Origin of the sequence: Acidipropionibacterium timonense (assembly GCF_900605005.1) — a bacterium.
Lineage (GTDB): Bacteria > Actinomycetota > Actinomycetes > Propionibacteriales > Propionibacteriaceae > Cutibacterium > Cutibacterium timonense.
Genome location: NZ_LR027558.1, coordinates 1,404,769 through 1,425,298, shown reverse-complemented (window position 1 = coordinate 1,425,298; position 20,530 = coordinate 1,404,769). Strand labels below are relative to the sequence as shown.

The window sequence follows — 20,530 nt, the reverse complement described above, 5'->3', positions numbered from 1 at the left end:
CACCATGCGCCACTTCCTTCGGGACGACGACGTCACCAGCGACGAGCAGCGTCAGATCCTCGCCCGGGGCCTGGCCCTCAAGGCCGATCGGTTCGTCGAGAAGCCCTTCGCCGGGCCGCACACCGTCGCCGTCGTCTTCGACAAGTCGTCCACCCGCACCCGAGTGTCCTTCGCCACCGGCATCGCCGATCTCGGCGGGTCGCCGCTGGTCATCGACGCCTCCGGCTCCCAGATGGGACGCGGGGAGCCCATCGCCGACACCGCCCGCGTGCTCTCGTCGATGTGTTCGATGATCGTCTGGCGCACCTTCGGCCAGGAGCGGATCGACGAGATGGCGAGGTACTCGGCGGTGCCGGTCGTCAACGCCCTCACCGACCAGTTCCATCCCTGCCAGATCCTCGCCGACCTCCTCACCGTCGCCGAGGTCAAGGGTGGGTTGGCCCAGTCCGGACCGGCGCTGGCCGGCCGCTCCTTCGCCTACCTGGGTGACGGCGCCAACAACATGTCCCAGTCCTACCTGCTGGGCTGCGCCCTGGCCGGCATGGACGTGCGCATCGGCTGCCCCGAGTCGTTGTCCCCGGACCCCGAGGTCGTCCAAGCGGCCGAGCAGATCGCTGCGACCACCGGCGGGCGCGTCAGCGTCACCCACAGTGCGCAGGAGGCGGTCGAGGGGGTCGACGTCGTCGCCACCGACACCTGGGCGTCAATGGGCAACGAGGAGGCCGGCCACGCCGCCGAGCCGATCCTCGCGCCCTACCGCGTCACCGCCGAGCTCATGGCGCTGGGCAAGGACGCCGTCTTCATGCACTGCCTGCCCGCCTACCGTGAGCACGAGGTGACCTCCGAGGTCATCGACGGGCCCGCCTCGGTAGTGTGGCGGGAGGCCGAGAACCGGCTGCACGCCCAGAAGGGCCTCATGGCCTGGCTCATGGATCCCCAGCAGCACGACCAGGCCCCACGCGACTGACCACCTGAAAGACTGAACGCCTGAAAGGACGACCGTGACCGACCACGCCGACCCGACGAATTTCCACCCCGCACCTCGACTGTCGTTGTGGGGTGGCAGGTTCGCCGGGGGACCCTCCCAGGCCCTCGCGGCGTTGTCGGTCTCGACCCAGTTCGACTGGCGTCTGGCCAGGTTCGACATCGCCGGGTCCAAGGCCCACGCCGGGGTCCTGCACCGGGCCGGACTGCTCGACGATGACCAGTACGCCGGCCTGCTGCGGGCCCTCGACGAGCTCGACGCCGACGTCGCCTCCGGGGCGTTCACGCCGTCCCAGGACGACGAGGACGTCCACACGGCGCTGGAACGTGGGCTCATCGAACGGGCCGGGGACGACCTGGGGGGGCGGATCCGCGCCGGGCGGTCGCGCAACGACCAGATCATCACCCTGCTGCGCATGTACCTGCGGTCGGAGGCGCGGTCCCTGGCCGGTGAGGTCCTCGACCTCGTCGGCGTCCTCGAGGCGCGGGCCCGGCAGGTGGGTGACGCCGTCATCGCCGGTCGCACGCACATGCAGCACGCCCAGCCGGTGCTCCTGGCGCATCATCTGGCGGCGCACGCCTGGCCGTTGGTGCGCGACGTCCAGCGGTTCCGTGACCTCGATGCCCGCCTGGACTCCAGCCCGTACGGGTCAGGGGCCCTGGGTGGGTCGTCGCTGGGGCTCGACCCTCGGGTCGTCGCCGCCGATCTGGGGTTCTCCGACTCGGTGCCCAACTCCATCGACGGGACGGCCGCCCGCGACGTCGTCGCCGAGTTCTCCTTCGTCTGCGCCCAGGTCGGCGTCGATCTGTCGCGGCTGGCCGAGGAGATCATCATCTGGAACACCAAGGAGTTCTCCTACGTCACCCTCGACGACTCGTACTCGACGGGGTCGTCGATCATGCCGCAGAAGAAGAATCCCGACATCGCCGAACTCGCCCGTGGCAAGGCCGGACGCCTCATCGGGGATCTGTCCGGGCTGCTGGCCTCGCTCAAGGGGCTGCCGTTGGCCTACGCGCGCGACCTCCAGGAGGACAAGGAGCCGGTCTTCGACCAGATCGACCAGCTGCACCTGCTGCTGCCGGCCGTCACCGGCATGATTGACACCGCGCGGTTCAACCTCGACCGGATGGCCACGATGGCGCCGGAGGGCTTCTCCCTGGCCACCGACATCGCCGAATGGCTCGTGCGTCAGGGGGTGCCGTTCCGCCATGCCCACGAGATCTCCGGGGCCTGCGTGCGGGTGTGCGAGGAGCAGGGCAAGGAACTCGCCGACCTCACCGACCCCGAGCTGGCGGCCATCGATAGCCGTTTGACGCCGCAGGTGCGCCAGGTCATGACGGTCGAGGGGGCTGTCGCGGCCCGAACCGGACGCGGCGGCACGGCGCCGGTGCGGGTGCACGAGCAGCTCGACGAGTTGGCCGCCGCGGTGGCGTCGTTGCGGGAGTTCGCCGGCTGAGGGGTGCGGCGACCTCGCCCGGGCGGCCGTCGTCCCGCGGTCTCGCCGGGGTCCAGTTCAGGGGATGATCGGGGGATCACCCCACTGGGTTGACGCCCTCCGCGAGCGACAATGGATGGCATGGTGAGACCGGAGGAGACCCTGGAGTGGCGAGTCACGGACCGTCAGCGTGACCGCGTCGTCGGATACCTGAGGGAGGCGTTCGCCGACGGTCGACTCAGCCATGTCGAGTTCGACGACCGGGTCGGACGGGCGCTCACGGCCAGGACGCGTCGGGAGCTCAACGCGACCCTGTCCGGGCTGGCCCGCGTGCCGTTGACGACGACGGCGGTGGTGCGACGCTCCCGGACCGAGCCCAGCCCGAGCGGTGCCGTCGGGGCCGGGCTCATCGGGTTGTCGCCGTACTGCCTGGGGCCCTTCGGGCCGCTCGTCGGCGTCGCGCTGACCGAGAAGGGGTCGTGGACGCGCCGTCAGGTGGCCAGGCAGGCGAGTTTCCAGCTCACGGCCTTCGCGATCCTCATCACGGTGTCGATCATCCTGGGGCACGTCGGGGTGGGGGAGATCCTCATTCCGCTGGGATGGATGGCGTGGTTCGGGTTGACGTTGGTCCAGGCCGTCAAGGGATTCCAGGGGGTCGACTGGGTCAACCCGGTCATGAAGGTGCTGCCGGTGAAGATCGTCGACGAGGGCCCGGCGTCCACGTGCGAGTTGGGATGGCGTCACTGAGTTCTGGCGCGTATCATGGGTAGGACAACTGCACAGAGGGGATGACTGGTTTCGACTTGGGACGGTGGTTCCAGGAGAAGCGGGCCGAGGATCCAGGGTCAACTCGATAACGACCCCTGGGAACCAATAAGTGCCGATAACGCGCGCACTGACTTCGCTCTCGCCGCCTGATCGGTGATCGAAGGGTCAGACCGGACGTAGTCCTCCGTCCGGACCCTGGCCTCATTCTGAGGACTTGCTGCACGGCATCGGCCATGGGAGCCGTGCGGGACTTCACCGTGGCTGGGCCTGTCCGCACCATGTCGGTGTGAGCGCGGGGGCCGAGTAGAACGACAGCATCGACTGCGCCCGGAGAATGTCTGGTTCGCCTTTCAAGGACGCGGGTTCAATTCCCGCCATCTCCACCTATCCCTGTACGACGATGGCGACCCCTTGTGGGGTCGCCATCGTTGCGTTCGCAGATTCGACATGTCCCCCCACGCTTTCGCAACGCCGCGAATCCCCGACTGCACCTTGCGCGCCACGGTGCGGTCGAAACGAATGCCAGAAGCGGGTCAGATTGGATGGTAGAGGTTGGGCAGGAAGACTGGTTGCGGTGTGATGTTGCCGTCGGCCGAGCGCGAAGGACAGTACTTTCCGCGCTATCTGGACGGGTGCGTCTCTTAGTGTGGTGTCACTTCCTGCGGGTCCCTCGTCGGCGTTGACGTAGAGGGGTCATCGTGGGAGGACCTGTTGTTTCCGGCAAGAAGCAATGAATCGGCCTGGGTTTCGTTCCGTTCTTGAAGCAAGGATGGAACACGATGAACCAGAAGTACTCTCCCGAGATGCGCGAGCGCGCGCTGCGGATGCTCGATGAGGCCAAGGCCTCTGGTGAGCACTCGAATTTGANATGAATCGGCCTGGGTTTCGTTCCGTTCTTGAAGCAAGGATGGAACACGATGAACCAGAAGTACTCTCCCGAGATGCGCGAGCGCGCGCTGCGGATGCTCGATGAGGCCAAGGCCTCTGGTGAGCACTCGAATTTGATGTCCGCCGTGCGGCATGTTGCGGGGCTCCTCGGGATGAGCGCGGAGACGCTGCGGGTGTGGCATCGCCGCCGCGAGGTCGACGCCGGCGCGAAGCCCGGTGTCTCGAGCGATGTCGCTGAGGAGAACAAGCGCCTGCGCCGCGAGGTGGCCGAGCTGCGGAAGGCGAATGAGATCCTCAAGGCTGCGAGCGTGTTTGTCGCGAAGGAGCTCGACCGGCCCTGACCGGGATGATCCGCTTCATCGACGAGTATCGAGAGCGGTTCGGGGTCGAGCTCATCTGCCGGACGCTGCGCCCGGCAGTGCAGGGATTCATCACGTCCCGCGGGTATCGCGCCGCGAAGACCCGCGTAGCCTCCGCCCGGCAGCTGCGCGACGAGCTGCTGGTGCCCGAGGTCGCCAGGCTGCATGCGCAGAACTACGGCGTCTACGGGCGGCGGAAGATGCATGCTCTCCTGAAACGGCAGGGGTGGGGCATCGGCCGCGACCAGACCGAGCGCCTCATGCGCCTCGCGGGAGTGGGTGGGGTTCGCAAGTCGAAGAAGGTGTTCACGACCAGGCCGGACAAGGCGCAGGCCCTACCGCGGGACCTCGTCCAGCGGCGGTTCCGTGCGGACGCGCCGCGCCGACTCTGGGTTGCAGACATCACGTATGTGGCCACCTGGGCGGGCTTCGCATACGTCGCGTTCGTCACCGACGTCTATTCACGTCGGATCGTGGGCTGGAACGTCGCGGCGACGCTGCGCGCGGAGGTGCTGCCGCTGCAAGCGCTGGACATGGCCGCCTGGGGCGCGGACGGCCCGCTGGACGGGCTGATCCATCACGCCGATCACGGCTCGAACTACATGTCGATGGTCTACACCGACCGGGTCGTCGAGCTTGGCGCAACACCCTCGACGGGAACCGTCGGGGACTCGTATGACAACGCCCTCGCCGAGGCGGTCAACAACCTCTACAAGACCGAGCTGATCCGCCAGCGCGGCCCCTGGAGGACCGTCGAGCAGGTCGAGCTCGCGACGCTCGAATGGGTGTGGTGGTGGAACCATCAACGCCTGCACGGCGAACTCGGCATGCGCACCCCGATCGAGATCGAGGACGCGTACTACGCTGACCTCGAATCAGGCCTCCCGGCGACCGCCGGACAGGGAAACCGATAGGAACGAAACCCAGGCCGATTCACCCACCGTCGTGGGCTGGAACAGGATCGAACGCATGTGAGCCTCCTTGCAGCACACCATCCCGGGTGCGGGGCTCGCCCCGATCACTCGGCACGGCTGGAACGTCGTCATTCCGTCCGTCCACTGTACCAACGCGGTAGAGGCACGCCGGGCCCGGGGGAGGGTGGCCGCGACGAGAACGTGGGCGCGTCGCCGCGTGGCCGGCTGACCCTCATCGACCGACTCCTCGAAGGAGAACCCGCCATGTCCATCACCGTCGAGCGCCGCACCACGGACGCGATGACCGTCGTCGCCCTGCGCGACACCATCCCCACCCATTCCGACGAGCATCTGCTGTGGGCCAGGCTCATGCCCGAGGTCGCCCGCCAGGGGATCGGGGCCATCGGCCCCTGCGGCGTCATCGAGCACGACGACGAGTTCACCGAGCGCGACGTCGACGAGGAGGTCTTCCTGCCGGTCGCGCCGGGCACCACGGCTGCCGCACCCCTGACCGTCCACGTCCTGCCCGAGCGCGAGTGTCTCGTCGCCCACGTCGTCGGACCGTACGACCAGATCTCCCGGGCCCACGACCTCATCGCCGCACGGCTGGCGGCCGACGGGCTGCGCCTGCGTGGCGACGGCACCGATGACCCGGTGGCGTCGCGGGCCTTCAACCTCTACCTCGCCACGCCGGAGGAGGTCGGCCCGGAGGATCTCGTCACCGACGTCTGTGTACCGATCCGCCCCTGACCCGACCGCCACCTTCAACTCCTGGTGTCAGGTGCCAAAGCCCCATCCTCGGCGTGGCGATCGTCGAGCGATGGGGACCTCCCCGAGACCGCCGCCCACGTCACCAGGGCAAGGCCCAGACAGAGCCCGTGGACGATGCGGATGGTCGGCGGAGCGAAGAACTGGGGAAGGTAGAGGGCGACGAGCGCGGAAGCAGCGAGCGCGGTCCATCGCCCACGGTCGCGACGGGACATCGCCCAGCCGATCGAGCCGGCGCCGGCCAGGACGAGACCGAGACCGAACAGCGTGGACTGCTCTGCGCCATGGCGTACCAGTGCCGCCATCGTGTCGATCCCGGACGTGTCACCGGAGGCGCGCGCCGACAGCGCCATGCCATGAAGTCCGAACGCCTCGGCGCCGTAGTAGGGGAGCAGTGCTGCGACGCCTGCTGGCACCATCCATCGCCACCGCCGTCCCGGTCCGGGCGAGGTCAGGGTGACCCCGGCGAGGCCAACCCATCCGGCCATGCCCAGGATGTGTGAGATCGACCACAGGGGCGAGGCGAAGGCCTCCACGAGGCCAGGGCCGGACGGGTCCTTGTCGCTCCAGGGGCGAAGGACCGGGAAGAGGGCGAAGGTCGTGCCGGACAGCGCGGCCAGGATCCGTGACGTGGGCAGGGTCATGTCATCTCCTTGAGAGAACGGTGTTCACTGAACGTCACGGTAGCACGTTGAGAGAACGGTGTTCACTGAACCTGGTAGGGTGAGGTCATGACCTCACGGGACGACGCGAAGCAACTCACCCGGCAGCGGATCGTCGGTGCGGCCCGGGACTGCCTGCGCGACATGGGGGCCGGTCAGGTGTCCCTGCGTGAGGTGGCCAGGCGCGTCGGGGTCGCGCCGTCGGCGGTGTACCGGCACTTCGACAGCCGTGATGCACTTCTCACCGAACTGCTCGTGCTCGCCTACCGAGACCTCGCCGGCAGGCTCCACCGCGAGCCTCGGTCGGGCGGCTCGGCGTGGACGCGACGGGCCGACGTCCTCCGGGCATGGGCCCGGGACAGTCCCCAGGACTTCCAGCTCCTGTACGGAACTCCGGTCGTGGGATACGCGGCACCGGTGGACACCGTGGGACCGGCGGCCGATGTCGCCGCGAGCTTCGTCGAACTCGTGACGGATCCGCCCGCGGTGCCCGAGGCGCTCGCTCGCCAACTGGAGGAGCCGGCCGCGGGCATGGGGTGCTCGGCGGCGGCACTCGCCTGGACCTTGGCGAGCCTGTCCCACCTCGTGGGGATGCTCTCCCTGGAGCTCGATGGGCATCTCGTCGGCACCACCGAGCCGGCCGATGAGCTCTGGCACTGGGTCGTGGCGAACCAGCAGAGGTGTGCGTCCTGAGGGATGGGCCGCGGGAGCGCTCCGTGGATCACGCCCGGTTCGACGCGCGACTGCTCGGCTCCCATCGGGCGGCGTCGCGTGGGTCGAGCAGCGGTGTCGCCCAGTGGCCGCGCCCTCGCTCCCGCCCGGTGGCCCGCTGGCGTACGTTGTCATCGTGAAGATCGGGATGAGGACGCCGAGTCTCAGGAAGTCCTTCAAGGCTCGGACCACCGGCAGGCTCAAGCGCCAACTCAAGCGAGAGATCATCCCCGGCTACGGGCGCAGGGGCATGGGTCTGGTCAAGGACCCGTCGCGCGCCCTCAAGGGAGCGGTCTATCGCCGGACGACGTTCAGCTTCTGGGACCTCTTCAAGGGGTGACGCCCAGCCGCGAGGTGAGGCCGGCGCGCGAGTCGACCCCGACCCGCCCGGGGGCGCCCGAACCCATGACCCCACGCGCCCCGACCCCATGAGACGCCAACGCCCCTGACCCCACGATCCGCGCGGGCCGGGGTGCCAAGATGGAGGCATGATCCTCGCGAAGCCCCCGGCGGCCGGCGACCTGCTCATCAGCGGGTCGGCCATCACCGCGGGTGTCTTCGCCCGCACGGTGATCTACCTCCTCGACTGTGACGAGGACGGCAGTCTGGGCGTGGTCGTCAACCAGCCCGCCCGGCTCGACATGAACGAGGTGCTGCCCGCCTGGGTCCACCTCACGACGCCACCGCAGACGATCTTCCAGGGGGGGCCGGTCTCGCCCAACGGCGCCATCTGTCTGGCCCGGCTCCAGCACGTGCGCGAGGAGCCGCCGGGGTGGCGCCGGGTCAAGGGGGCCATCGGCCTGCTCCATCTGGACACCCCGGTCGAACTCGTCGAGGGCGCCTACTGCGATCTGCGCATCTTCGCCGGATACGCCGGGTGGAGCCCGGGCCAGCTCGAGGGCGAGATCATCCGGGGTGACTGGGTGTGCGCGCAGGCCCGTGAGGAGGACGTCTTCGGTTCGGACCCGCTGTCACTGTGGCGTCGGGTGCTGCGCCGCCAGAACGGTCCGGCCGCCCTGCTGTCGACCATGCCCGAGGACCCTGACCTCAACTGACCCGCCGACTCGGTCGCAGGGCCATCCCACCGGCCGAGCCGGCTACCATGAGTCGCGTCAGCCGGTTGCATGGGAGGTGAGAGGTCGTGGCGGACAAGCACGAGGCCCCGGCGCCCCGGGTGCTCGTCATCGACGACGACCCGTCCCTGGCCGAGATGATCCAGATCGTCCTGTCGCGCGAGGGTTTCGACACCTACTGGTGCGACAACGGCTCGGACGCCATGCCCGCCTTCGCGGGATTCCGGCCCGACCTCGTCCTGCTCGACCTCATGCTCCCGGGCCGCAACGGTATCGAGGTGTGCCAGGAGATCCGCCAGGTCAGTGGCGTGCCCATCATCATGCTCACCGCCCGCTCCGACACCACCGACGTCGTGCGCGGTCTCGAGTCAGGCGCCGACGACTACGTCTCCAAACCCTTCAAGACCAAGGAGCTCGTGGCCCGGATCCGGGCCCGGCTGCGCCAGCCGCTGAGCTCGACCATCGCCAGCGACGTCCTTCGCATCGGTGACCTCAGGGTCGACACCAGGGCGCACCGGGTCACCCGTGGCACCGAGGAGATCGTCCTCACCCCGCTCGAGTTCGACCTCCTCGTCGCCTTCGCCCGCCGCCCGCACGAGGTCTTCAGTCGCGACGCCCTGCTCGAGGAGGTCTGGGGCTACCGCAACGCCGCCGACACCCGGCTCGTCAACGTCCACGTCCAGCGACTGCGCTCGAAGATCGAGATCGATCCGGAGCGCCCGCAGGTCATCATCACGGTCCGTGGCGTCGGCTACCGCGCCGGCGGGATCCGCTGAGAGGTTCGGTGGACGCGGTCGGGAGGTCGGGACGACGACGGGGCGTGCTGGGTGCCCCCGCGCGACTGTGGTGGTCGTCCCTGCCGCTGCGCATGGTCGCCATCACCCTCACCCTGGCCATCGCGGTGCTCCTCGGCGGCGGCATGTTCCTCATGCAGCGCGCCGCCGACGGGATCCTCGCCGCCAAGAAGGAGTCCGCCGTGGCCGAGGCGACGACCTCGCTCAACCGCATCCAGCAGGAGCTGCGCGCCACGGACCTGCGCACCGCGAGCCTCTACGAGCGGCTCAACCAGCTGGCCGACGACGCCGCCAGCCAGTCGGGCCAGTACCACATCCTCATCCAAGGGCCGGTCTCCGGACTCATCTCGGCCGGTGTGTCGGCCGAGTCTGTTCCCCAGTCCCTCATCGACGCCGTGGCCGGGGACGACGGCGTCTTCACCGCCCCCACCCTGGTGCGCTACACCGACCCGACCCGGGCCAGCGTCCCCGGATTGGTCGTCGGGGCGACCCTCTGGGGGCCGGGCGGGGCACAGTCCTTCCCCATCTACTTCATCTTCCCGGAGGACCAGGAGGTGCGCACGATCGCCCTGCTGCACCGAGTCGTCCTCCTCACCGGAGCCATCATCACGGTCGCCCTGGGACTGACGACCTTCCTCGCCACGCGTACCTTCTCCCGACCCATTCGCGAGGCCTCGCGGACCGCCCGGCGCATCGCCGACGGCCAGCTCGACGAGCGCATGACCGTGCGCGGCACCGACGACCTGGCCACCCTGGCGACGTCGATGAACGAGATGGCCGGGCAGCTGCAGGGCCGCATCGTCGACCTCGAACAGCTGTCGACCCTCCAGCAGCAGTTCGTCTCCGACGTCTCCCATGAGTTGCGCACGCCGCTCACGACCGTCCGGATGGCCGCCGAGATGATCGAGGGGGAGGTCGACCGCACCGATCCCGTCCTGGTGCGGTCCACCGAACTGCTGCGCACGGAGCTCGACCGGTTCGAGGACCTCCTGGCCGACCTGCTCGAGATCTCGCGGTTCGACGCCGGTGCCGCCGTGCTGGCCCTCGACGAGGTCGACGTCGTCGACCTCGTTCGCACGCAGATCGACGCCACCGAGTCCCTGGCCGCCAAGCTCGGCACACCGATCCGCCTCCACGCCTCCTCCGGGGCGATGGCTGAGGTCGATCCGCGCCGTGTGCGTCGGATCATCCGCAACCTCCTGTCGAACGCCGTCGAGCACGGTGAACGCCGGCCGATCGACGTCACCGTCGGGTACGACCTCAACACGGTCGCCGTCACCGTGCGCGACCACGGCATCGGATTCGAACCGTGGCAGGCCGACAAGGTCTTCGCCCGCTTCTGGCGGGCCGACCCTGCCCGGGTGCGCACCGTCGGGGGCACCGGTCTGGGGCTGGCGATCTCGCTGCAGGACGCACACCTTCACCACGGCGACCTGCAGGCCTGGGGCCGCCCCGGCGAGGGGGCCCAGTTCCGGCTCCTGCTCCCGCGTCACCCCGGCGCGCGGTCGGCGACGCCGCCGCTGCCGCTCATCCCGACCGACCGGGAGGTGTCATGACCGACGACGTCCCCGTCCCGACCACCGCGCCGACGGATCCGGGCCACTCGATCTCTCGCGCCCCGCGCCCCGGCCGGCGTGCCGTCCTCCTGGGCGGCCTGTGGGCCCTGGCCGGATGCGCGAGCGTGCCCACCAGCGGTGCGGCCCGCAAGGTGCACTCGGGAGGGTCGGCCCCTCGCGGCGACTCGATCGACGTCGCTCCGCAACCTCCGGCGGTGGACGGCACCCCCGAGCTCATCCTCGCCGGGTTCCTCCAGTCGATGTCCGGGTCGAAGGACGGCTACCGGACCGCGCGCAGCTACCTCACCGAGGCTGCCGCCCGCACCTGGCAACCGACCGACGGGACGAGGATCTACGACGCCAGCGCGCACAAGCCGGTGACGACGGCAACCTCGGCCACCCTCAAGGCACCGATCGTCGCCCGGCTCGACGCCGAGGGACACCACACCCCGGTCACCGGTCAGTACCTCGACCACGACTTCGGTCTGGTCAAGGTCGACGGTCAGTGGCGGATCTCCGCGCCGCCCCCGGGGATCCTCATCTCCCAGTTCACCTACGCGCGCGGCTACACCTCGGTCCCGGTGTACTTCCTGGGCCGTCACGGAGGACTGCTCGTCCCCGAGATCATCCACCTGCCCCACGCCGACGCGACCCCCACCGGAGCGGTGCGGGCGATCTTCGCCGGCCCGTCGCGACTCATCGCCGGGGCCGTCGTGAGCGCGGTTCCCAGCGCGGTCGGACTGGCCTCGGCGGCAGTCTCGGTCGATGCCTACGGGGTGGCCACGGTGGCCCTCAACTCCGAGGCCGCGCGGATGACCGACAGCCAGCGACGCACCATGGCCGCCCAGGTCATGTGGACCCTCTCGGGCTTCTCGCAGGTGTCACGGGTGCGGTTCAGCACCAACGGCGCGACCCTGTCCCTGCCGGGCTCGGCCGAGGACGACACGGTCTCCCCGACGATGTTCTCGTCCATGTCGGCCCTGCCGGTCGTCGACTCGGCGACGGTCGCCGCGGTCCGGGACGGTCATCCCGGACGGGTCGGGGACGGCGGGACCTTCACCGAGCTGGCAGGGTCGATGGGCCCGGTCAAGGTCGGCACGGTCTCGTGTTCCCGCTCCGACAAGCACTGGGCCCTCGTCTCCGCACACGGCGACAGCCTCTGGTCGTGGACGGAGGGGGACGCCCACCCGGTGCGGTTGGGGCCGGGCTCCGGGCTGCTGCGTCCCCAGGTGCTCACCGACGCGAGCATCTGGACCATCGGCCGGGAGGGACAGGTCACCGTCGTCCATGCCTACGGCCGCTCCGGCGCCCGCGTCCCGGTCGATGCCGCGTCCCTGGCCTCGCGCACCGTGCTGGCCTTCTCCGTCTCACCCGACCTGGCCCGGCTGGCCCTCGTCCTGGCCGACGGGTCCCGTCGCAGCCTGGCCATGGCCACGGTGAGCCCGGCCGAGAACGGTGCCGGCCTGCGCATCGGACCGCCGGTCGCCCTCGGGCTCAGCGCCGCCGAGCCCAACCTCGTCACCCCGGTCGACCTCGGCTGGGTGTCGGCGACGAGCCTCATCGTCCTGGCCAAGGGTGCCGACGGAGCAGCCGGCGTTCCGTACTGGACCGACCTGGACGGGTCATCGGTGAGCTCGGTCGGTCCGCTCACCGGCGCCGACATGGTGACCCTGGCCACCCTGCCGCGTACTGACGGATTCACGGCGGCGGCCCTCACCTCGACCGGTCAGGTGCTGCGCTACGAGGACCGCTACCGCTGGCGGGCGGTGGCCGCCGGGGCCACCGCCGTGGCCATCACGACCTGACCCCACGGCGTCCGAGGATGAGCCCGTGAGCCTCCTCGACCCGCTCGCCGACCTCCTCCTGGGCGCCTGCTGCCCGGGCTGCGGACGTCCCGGCACCGGCCTGTGCCGGGCCTGTCGGCGAGCCGTCGTGCCCGCTCCCCGGGTCATCCTCGACGGGCCGCCCCCGATCGTCGCCTGCCTGCCCTACCGCGATCCGCTGCCGGCTCTCGTCACCGCCCACAAGGATCGCGGGGCCGGCTGGTTGGCCCCCGTCCTCGGGCGCTGGCTGGCCAGCGGCCTCGACCCTGTCCTCGAGGCCGCCGAGGAACCGCCGTGGCTCGTCCCGGTGCCCTCCGACCCGTCCGCGGTGCGGCGACGCGGCGCCGATCATGCTCGCGATCTTGCCGTCGCGGCGGTGCGGTGCTGCCATCGTCGCGCGCCGGTGGTGCCCCTGCTGCGCCGCACCCGGCACGTCCGTGACCAGCTGGCGGTCGGACCCGACGGACGAGACGGGAACCAACGGCGGTCCATGGCGGCACGGGCCGGGACCGAGCCGGTCGTCGTCGTCGACGACGTCCGCACGAGTGGGGCGAGTCTGGCCGAGGCCTGTCGTGCGCTGCGGGAGGCGGGACACGAGGTCCTCGCCATGATCGTCCTGGCCGACGCCGAGCACCCGGCCCGTTGGGCCTGAGATGACCGATGGTGAACGCCCCAGTGATTTTCCTGTTGCAGCAGGTGAACGTCCGGTAGCGTTGCTGCATGGCACGAGTTGGAGCGTCACACCGGTCACCGGGGTGAGGTTCGGGCTCGTGCCGTTCTGCACATGCCGGACTGTCCGGCGCAAACCCCAGCACAGGAGGTTGTCATGGATGTCATCGTTTCGGGCCGCCACTGCCACGTCAGCGACGACGTGCGCGCCCAGGTCGAGGACAGACTTCTCGGCGTCGACAAGCTGAGGGATCGGGTCAAGCGTGCCGAGGTGGTCTTCACCGCCCAGGACGTCAAGGGTGCCCCCGATCAAGGCATGACCTGCGAGATCACGCTGCGTTCGCGCGGACCCGTGGTGCGTGCTGTCGGCCAGGCCGAGGACAAGTCGGTCGCCTTCGAGAAGGCCGCCGAGCGCCTGCGCACCCAGCTGTCCCGGGCTGCGGACCGGCGTCGCAGCCGCCGCGGACTGCGCGTCTCCCAGGTGCTCGACGTGCCCGAGGAGCCGACCGGCGAGGCCCCGGAGATCGTCCCCACCCGCAAGATCGCCGGGGACGTCGAGGTCACCGGGGACGGTCCGCTGTACGTCAAGGAGAAGGTCTTCCCCGCCGAGCCGCTCACCCTGGCCCAGGCCCTCGACGAGATGGAGCTCGTCGGGCACGACTTCTTCCTCTACGTCGATGCCGAGACCAAGCGCCCCAGCGTCGCCTACCGGCGTCGCAAGGGCTACAACTTCGGCGTCATCCACCTGGACGTCGCCGAGCCGACGGCCTGAGACCGTGACGTCCACGACGGGGGCGACCGCAGCGGCGGGCGTCCCCGTCGCCGTATGATCCGACAGCTGTCGGACGCCCGCTGGCCGGAACCCACAGGCCAGATCCCATGAGCCGGCCCGAGGAGGACCGATGGTGAGGTTGACCCGCGGCCAGGCCGCCCGCGTCGCCCTGGCTGCCCAGGGTCTGGGCCGGGCACGTCCGGCGGTCGTCGGACGCCGGGCCGGCGCCGGCGTCCTCACGCGGATCGGACTGTTCCAGGTCGACTCGGTCAACGTCCTGGCCAGGGCCCACGAGATGCCGCTGTTCAGCCGCTGCGGTCCCTACGGCACCGGCACGCTCGACGCCCTGACGACCTCGCGCAACCCCCTGGCCCACGAGGCGTGGGCCCACATGGCCAGCCTCGTCGACGTCACCCTCGAGCCGGCCCTGCGGTTCCGCCAGCGGGCCGCGGCCGAGGAGGCGTGGGGGTCGATGCGTCGGATCGCCGCCGAGCGTCCCGGTCTCGTCGACGAGGTCATCGCGCGGCTCGCCGACGGGCCGGCCACCGCGCGGCAGCTGTCCGGGGGTGAGCTGGGGGAGCATCCGGAGAACTGGGGCTGGAACTGGTCGGACACCAAGACCGCCCTCGAGTGGGCCTGGCGGTGCGGGCGGGTCGCCGTCGCCGGGAGGACGGCGTCCTTCGAGAAGATCTACGACCTGCCTGAGCGGGTGCTGCCCGGCACAGCGCGCCGGCTGCCCGACCTCGACCCGGCGCAGGCCCACCTCGTCCTGGCCGAGCGGGCGGCGGACGCTCTCGGCGTCTTCACCCTGGCCGACCTGGCCGACTACTTCCGGCTGCGTCGGGCACCGGTGGCAGCCGCCCTGCGCGAGCTCGAGGCCAGCGGACGAGTGCGCCGGGTCGAGGTCGACGGGGCGGGGACGGTCCCGTGGTGGATGAGTGCCCGCGCCACCGTGCCGCGACGTGTCGACGCCGCCACCGTCGTGTCCCCGTTCGATCCTCTCGTCTTCCACCGGCCGCGAGCCCTGGCCCTGCACCGGCTCGACTACCGGATCGAGATCTACACCCCGGCCGCCAAGCGGCGCTTCGGCTACTACGCCCTGCCCTTCCTCCTGGGCCAGGAGTTCGTCGCGCGGGTCGACCTGAGAGCCAGGCGGGCCGACGGGATCCTCGAGGTGGCCACCGCCTGGCGCGAACCGGGAGCCGAGGAGTCGGCGTCCTTCCCCGGCTGGACGGCGGTCGCCGGGGCCCTGGCCGAGCACCTGAGGCAGGTCGCAGCCTGGCGTGGCCTGGGTGATGTCGTCGTCTCCGGGACCGGCGACCTGGCGGGGTCGCTGGGTTCCTGCCTGCACACCCCCTAGGATGGCTGGGGCGCGCATTGTGGGCGCCCTGTCAGGACCAACGACTAAGGACTCGCCTCGTGAACCTCGTGGATCGCGCGCTGCACGCCGGAGAAGGCAGGATCATCCGCCGCCTCAACCGCATCGTGGGCCAGGTCAACAGCATCGAAGAGGACTACGTCGCCATGAGCGACGAGGAGCTCGCCGGCCAGACCGCCGACTTCCGCCAGCGCCTCGAGAACGGCGAGGATCTCGACCGCCTCCTCCCGGAGGCCTTCGCGACGGTGCGTGAGGCCTCGAACCGGGTGCTCGGCAAACGTCACTTCGACGTGCAGATCATGGGCGGTGCCGCCCTGCACCAGTGCAACATCGCCGAGATGAAGACCGGTGAGGGCAAGACCCTCGTCGGCCTGCTGCCGGCGTACCTCAACGCGCTGGATGGTCAGGGCGTCCACGTCGTCACCGTCAACGACTACCTGGCCGAGGTGCAGTCCGAGCAGATGGGACGGGTGCACCACTTCCTCGGTCTCGACGTCTCGGCGATCCTGTCGAACATGGCTCCGATGGAGCGCAAGGAGGCCTACCGGGCCGACATCACCTACGGAACGAACAACGAGTTCGGTTTCGACTACCTGCGCGACAACATGGCCTCCTCCCTCGAGGACTGCGTCCAGCGCGGCCACCACTACGCCATCGTCGACGAGGTCGACTCCATCCTCATCGACGAGGCGAGGACCCCGCTCATCATCTCGGGGCCGGCCGAGGAGAACAAGCAGTGGTACCCCGAGTTCGCCCGTATCGTCACGCATCTGAGCCGTGACAAGGACTACGAGGTCGACGAGAAGAAGCGCACCGTCTCGGTGCTGGCCCACGGCATCACCGTCGTCGAGGAGCGGCTGGGCATCGAGAACCTCTACGAGTCGGCGAACACCCCGCTCATCGGCTACCTCAACAACGCCATCAAGGCCAAGGAGCTGTTCCACCGCGACAAGGACTACGTCATCATGAACGGCGAGGTCCTCATCGTCGACGAGCACACCGGCCGCACCCTGGCCGGACGTCGCTACAACGAGGGGCTGCACCAGGCCCTCGAGGCCAAGGAGCACGTCGAGATCAAGGACGAGTACCAGACCCTCGCGACGATCACCCTGCAGAACTACTTCCGCATGTACGACAAGCTCGCCGGCATGACGGGTACCGCCAAGACCGAGGAATCGGAGTTCCAGAAGATCTACGGCCTGGGCGTCATCCCCATCCCGACGAACAAGCCGATGATCCGCAAGGACCAGAAGGACCTCATCTACCGCACCGAGGAGACCAAGTTCGACGCCATCATCGCCGACGTCGTCGAGCGTCACGAGGCCGGTCAGCCGATCCTCATCGGCACGGCATCGGTGGCCAAGTCCGAGGTGCTGTCCGACAAGCTCAAGCGGGCCGGCGTCCCGCACAAGGTGCTCAATGCCAAGCACCACGAGTCCGAGGCGGCCATCGTCGCCCAGGCCGGACGCAAGGGCGCCGTCACCGTCTCGACGAACATGGCCGGTCGAGGCACCGACATCATCCTCGGGGGGAACCCGGAGTTCCTCACCGAGCTCGACCTGCGCGAGAAGGGCCTCGACCCGGTCGAGGACGAGGACGCCTATCGCACCGCCTGGCGCAACAGCCTGGCCAAGTACGAGGAGCAGTCCGGGGCCGAGCACGAGGAGGTCGTCGCCCTCGGTGGCCTCTACGTCATCGGGTCGGAGCGGCACGAGTCGCGGCGCATCGACAACCAGCTGCGTGGCCGCTCCGGTCGTCAGGGCGACCCGGGCGAGTCCCGGTTCTACCTGTCCCTCCAGGACGAGCTCATGAGGCTCTTCAAGCCGGAGGTCATCGACCGGGCCATGGTGACCCTCAAGATGCCCGAGGACGTGCCGATCGAGTCGAAGTGGGTGTCGCGGCAGATCGAGAGCGCCCAGAAGCAGGTCGAGGCGCAGAACTTCGAGATGCGCAAGAACGTCCTCAAGTACGACGACGTCATGAACCGTCAGCGTCACGTCATCTACGCCGACCGGCGCAAGGTGCTCGAGGGGGCCGACGTCGAGTCGGAGCTGCGAGCCACGACCAACCGGGTCGTCGAGGCCGTCGTCCGACAGCACACCGAGGGCTACTCGGAGGACTGGGACCTCGATTCGCTGTGGCACGAGATGGGCACGGTGTACCCCGTGGGTCTGTCGAAGTCGCAGTTCGCCGACTGCCAGGACGCCGACGAGCTCGTCGAGTCCTTCACCGAGGACGCCCAGGCCGCCTATGACACCAGGGAGGAGGCGCTCGGCGTCGACACCATGCGTGAGCTCGAGCGTCAGGTGCTGCTCACCGTGCTCGACCGCAAGTGGCGTGAGCACCTCTACGAGATGGACTACCTGCGGGAGGGCATCGGTCTGCGTGCCATGGCCCAGCGTGATCCGCTCGTGGAGTACCAGCGCGAGGGCGGCGAGATGTTCACGTCGATGATGGACTCCTTCAAGGAGGAGGTCGTCGGGTTCCTCTTCAACCTCGAGATCCAGACGCCGGCCCAGCAGGTCGGGCTGGTGACCGACGAGAGCGGTGCCGCCGTCACGGGTGCCTCCCTGGCCGGGAGCGTCGGGGACGCCGACGGTGCGACGCCGTCCGCCCCACAACCCCTGGCCAAGGGGCTGGGACGGCAGGAGCGTCAGCTGAGCTACAGCGCCCCCGACGAGCAGGGGCAGGCGGCCAGCCACCAGGACGCGCCCAAGGAGGACGCCTTCAAGAACGTCGGGCGCAATCAGAAGTGCCCCTGCGGGTCGGGCAAGAAGTTCAAGAACTGCCACGGGGCGAACCGAACCTTCGACTGAGCGTGGGCCGCGTCACGACGCAGTGTTGAGAAGCCGCGTCATGACGCGGGCGACGCCCGGAGCATCTCGTCGACCCTCCGGTTCCGCAGCACGTCCGCCCAGGTGAGGCGCCATGTTCCCTCGATGCGACGCAGGGTCATGGCCAGCGCGACGTGGCGGGCCGGCAGCTCGACCATGATGACGGCGTGCACCTCGTCGCAGGTGCACTGGAGGAAGGGCACCGCGGTCCGGGTGACCTGCGACCAGACCGGGCCCCGGGGCCACAGGCGCATCCGGATCATCGCGGCATGGCTCGACATGCGGGCCAGGTGGACCATGGGACGGCGCCCGGCCATGCACTCGAGGACGATGCGCGTCGCGGCCTCGACGACCCGCATCCGCCGGTCGCGGGCGATGGGGGAGGAGGCGACGTCGACATCCGTCGCGGGCCCGGGGTCGACGAGGTCGTCGAGCCCGTGGAAGAGCGGCGGCTGGTCGGGCCCCGGGCGCTCCTCCTCGACCTCGGGTGCCGTCCCACCGAGGGGCAGCCAGGGTGGGCACTGGTACAACTCGACGCCGTCGGCGCTGGCCAGCAGGATGAGGTCTCCCATGCCTCCACCCCACAGTAATGTGCCGTCCCCACGGAAGGGTCGGTCGCGACATCTGTGGACAACTCTCGCGCGGTCCGCCGGGACGCGTCCGACCCGTGGGACGGCGCCGGCACCACCTCGTCATGCGCGCGGACCTGCCGGTAGCGTGGATGCCGCAGATGCAGAGGGGAGATCCACATGACCAACGACAGCACCCGCATCGTCTTCGTCCCGACCGACGCCGCCGGGGCGCGTGCCCTGGTGTCGGCCCCGGCGCGGGACGTCCAGGCCTTCGGGGTGACCCCGGGGCTGCGGGCGGTGCTCGACGTCGACGGCGACGAGGAGGAGACCGAGCGCGCGGCCATGGTCATCGGGTCGGTGTGGGGCCTCACCCACTACGGACGGCGCCTCGTGCTCGTCGCCCACGTCCCCGACAGCGCCCTGGCCCCCAACGACGAGACCGACAACGGCGGCGTGACCCTGCGTCACCTCGACCCCGGACAGATCACCGCCTGGTTCAGCGACGACGAGGTGTTCGACGCCGCCGAGGCGGCCGAGGCGACCCGGGACATGGTCATCGACGACGCCTGGAACGATGTCACGGTCCAGACCCTGCTCGTCGAGCACGAGCTGTCCTGGCACGACATCACCGAGCCCCTGCCCGACCCGGCGACCGATCCCCGGAACTGAGCCGGACGGCACTGAGTCGGCCGGCACTGGGCTGGCCGGCACTGGGATGGCCGGGTGCACCGTCGGCGGTGTACCCACCGGAGGTGGCGCGGGCCCGGCACCGATGAGGGTGCCGGGCCCGGTCGTCGACAGGGGTCTCAGTGCGTGGTCAGCCAGGCGTCGCCGGCCTCCTGCTGGACGTCGAAGGCCCGGGTGATGTGTGGCCCGGCGGCCGCCTCGAGCTTCTTGCCGACCAGTGGGATCGACACCGTGAAGGAGCCGGTGTAGGTCACGGAGGTACCGCTTCCCCCCGGGGCCAGGTGCGCCTTCCCGACCGCCTTGGCGGGCATCCCGGCAGGGGTGATCGTCAGGGTGCCGTCGCGCGAGCCGTCCTCGGCGGCAGGTCCCCACCGCAGTTCCTGTCGGGCCCGGAGGGTGTTGCCGACGAACTTCGTCACCTGGGCCGGGGCGGGCAGGTCGGCGTCGAGCGAGAGGACCCCGTCGCGGGTCGTCGGGTTCGACGTCGTCGCCCCGATCCGGCGGTAGACATCCTGCCACCAGGCGGGATCGCTCATCATCTGGGCGACCCGATCGGGAGTCGCGGCGAACTGGGCCGAAGAGTTGATGTCCATGGGTCCATTGTGGTCTCTCCTCGGGTCTGACATCTAGCACGACGGTCAGTACGGCGGCGAGAGGAACGGGGATTGCCTGCCGCGCGAGAGTGCTGCTCCCGCGCTGCCAGAGCCATCTGATCGCTTGTGGTGACGCACAGCTGGGCATGAGCCGCGCTACCCCGTCGACTTGGGTCAACCCGGTTCGACGTGGTATATGCTCTCTGCCAGAGGTCTGGTTTACGGCTAGAGAGCACCGGTGCAGTCCGCTACGTCAACCTCATACAACTCAACATGCCAACTCGAAACA

Annotated in this window: 19 protein-coding genes and 1 other RNA gene; 17 read left to right on the top strand and 3 right to left on the bottom strand. The window is 69.7% G+C overall.

Going from position 1 to position 20,530, the window contains the following annotated elements:
• The first annotated feature begins 4 nt into the window (after positions 1–4).
• The 6 genes from argF (at position 5) to E0E30_RS06635 (ending at position 6,099) form a co-directional block, all read left to right on the top strand.
• Positions 5–967 carry an ornithine carbamoyltransferase gene (gene argF, locus E0E30_RS06660; protein ID WP_130865632.1) on the top strand — a complete coding sequence of 321 codons (963 nt, stop codon included), beginning with the start codon at positions 5–7 and terminating at the stop codon, positions 965–967.
• Positions 968–1,046: 79 nt separating this feature from the next.
• Positions 1,047–2,441, top strand: a complete 1,395-nt coding sequence (gene argH / locus E0E30_RS06655) for an argininosuccinate lyase (RefSeq protein WP_130866789.1) — start codon at positions 1,047–1,049, stop codon at positions 2,439–2,441.
• Between the two features lie 120 nt (positions 2,442–2,561).
• Positions 2,562–3,167: a DUF1707 SHOCT-like domain-containing protein gene (locus tag E0E30_RS06650; protein WP_245306533.1), complete on the top strand. Its 606-nt coding sequence runs from the start codon at positions 2,562–2,564 to the stop codon at positions 3,165–3,167.
• 37 nt (positions 3,168–3,204) lie between these two features.
• Positions 3,205–3,574: a transfer-messenger RNA gene (gene ssrA, locus E0E30_RS06645) on the top strand.
• Between the two features lie 531 nt (positions 3,575–4,105).
• Positions 4,106–5,349, top strand: a protein-coding gene (locus E0E30_RS06640; protein ID WP_130865630.1) for an IS3 family transposase whose coding sequence is annotated in 2 segments (ribosomal slippage) — positions 4,106–4,391 and positions 4,391–5,349 — 1,245 coding nt in all. Because the reading frame shifts where the segments join, the coding sequence is not laid out codon by codon here.
• A gap of 264 nt (positions 5,350–5,613) precedes the next feature.
• On the top strand, positions 5,614–6,099 hold the full coding sequence (locus E0E30_RS06635) for a GyrI-like domain-containing protein (RefSeq protein WP_130865629.1): 486 nt from the start codon (positions 5,614–5,616) through the stop codon (positions 6,097–6,099).
• A gap of 14 nt (positions 6,100–6,113) precedes the next feature.
• Here E0E30_RS06635 and E0E30_RS06630 read toward each other — a convergent pair whose 3' ends face one another.
• Entirely contained in the window at positions 6,114–6,761 is a 648-nt protein-coding gene (locus tag E0E30_RS06630; RefSeq protein ID WP_130865628.1) for a hypothetical protein, read from the bottom strand.
• Positions 6,762–6,848: 87 nt separating this feature from the next.
• Between E0E30_RS06630 and E0E30_RS06625 the strand changes: the two genes are divergently transcribed.
• From E0E30_RS06625 to secA, 10 genes are all read left to right on the top strand, one after another.
• On the top strand, positions 6,849–7,472 hold the full coding sequence (locus tag E0E30_RS06625; protein ID WP_130865627.1) for a TetR/AcrR family transcriptional regulator: 624 nt from the start codon (positions 6,849–6,851) through the stop codon (positions 7,470–7,472).
• 154 nt (positions 7,473–7,626) lie between these two features.
• On the top strand, positions 7,627–7,830 hold the full coding sequence (locus tag E0E30_RS06620) for a hypothetical protein (RefSeq protein WP_210115791.1): 204 nt from the start codon (positions 7,627–7,629) through the stop codon (positions 7,828–7,830).
• A gap of 148 nt (positions 7,831–7,978) precedes the next feature.
• Positions 7,979–8,545: a YqgE/AlgH family protein gene (locus E0E30_RS06615; protein WP_130865626.1), complete on the top strand. Its 567-nt coding sequence runs from the start codon at positions 7,979–7,981 to the stop codon at positions 8,543–8,545.
• 86 nt (positions 8,546–8,631) lie between these two features.
• Positions 8,632–9,339 (top strand): MtrAB system response regulator MtrA, encoded by a 708-nt coding sequence (gene mtrA / locus E0E30_RS06610; RefSeq protein WP_280953263.1) that lies wholly within the window; start codon positions 8,632–8,634, stop codon positions 9,337–9,339.
• Between the two features lie 80 nt (positions 9,340–9,419).
• Positions 9,420–10,913: an MtrAB system histidine kinase MtrB gene (gene mtrB, locus E0E30_RS06605; protein ID WP_280953307.1), complete on the top strand. Its 1,494-nt coding sequence runs from the start codon at positions 9,420–9,422 to the stop codon at positions 10,911–10,913.
• Positions 10,910–12,718, top strand: coding sequence for a GerMN domain-containing protein (locus E0E30_RS06600; RefSeq protein ID WP_130865625.1), 1,809 nt, complete (start codon positions 10,910–10,912; stop codon positions 12,716–12,718). The genes mtrB and E0E30_RS06600 overlap by 4 nt, the downstream gene beginning before the upstream one ends.
• A 25-nt stretch (positions 12,719–12,743) precedes the next feature.
• Complete coding sequence (locus tag E0E30_RS06595) at positions 12,744–13,388, top strand: ComF family protein (protein ID WP_245306532.1); 645 nt, start codon at positions 12,744–12,746, stop codon at positions 13,386–13,388.
• Between the two features lie 174 nt (positions 13,389–13,562).
• On the top strand, positions 13,563–14,177 hold the full coding sequence (hpf, locus tag E0E30_RS06590) for a ribosome hibernation-promoting factor, HPF/YfiA family (RefSeq protein ID WP_130865624.1): 615 nt from the start codon (positions 13,563–13,565) through the stop codon (positions 14,175–14,177).
• Positions 14,178–14,307: 130 nt separating this feature from the next.
• Positions 14,308–15,537, top strand: coding sequence for a winged helix-turn-helix domain-containing protein (locus E0E30_RS06585; protein WP_130865623.1), 1,230 nt, complete (start codon positions 14,308–14,310; stop codon positions 15,535–15,537).
• A 59-nt stretch (positions 15,538–15,596) separates the two neighbouring features.
• Positions 15,597–18,371: a preprotein translocase subunit SecA gene (gene secA / locus E0E30_RS06580; protein WP_459348731.1), complete on the top strand. Its 2,775-nt coding sequence runs from the start codon at positions 15,597–15,599 to the stop codon at positions 18,369–18,371.
• A 38-nt stretch (positions 18,372–18,409) separates the two neighbouring features.
• Here secA and E0E30_RS06575 read toward each other — a convergent pair whose 3' ends face one another.
• A complete protein-coding gene (locus E0E30_RS06575; protein ID WP_130865622.1) occupies positions 18,410–18,961 on the bottom strand; it encodes an Rv3235 family protein in 552 nt (183 codons plus the stop codon).
• Positions 18,962–19,138: 177 nt separating this feature from the next.
• Here E0E30_RS06575 and E0E30_RS06570 point away from each other — a divergent pair, with 177 nt between their 5' ends.
• Entirely contained in the window at positions 19,139–19,630 is a 492-nt protein-coding gene (locus E0E30_RS06570) for a DUF6912 family protein (protein ID WP_130865621.1), read from the top strand.
• 137 nt (positions 19,631–19,767) lie between these two features.
• Here the strand turns inward: E0E30_RS06570 and E0E30_RS06565 are convergent, their stop codons facing one another.
• Complete coding sequence (locus E0E30_RS06565; RefSeq protein WP_130865620.1) at positions 19,768–20,241, bottom strand: DUF2505 domain-containing protein; 474 nt, start codon at positions 20,239–20,241, stop codon at positions 19,768–19,770.
• Between the last annotated feature and the right edge of the window lie 289 nt (positions 20,242–20,530).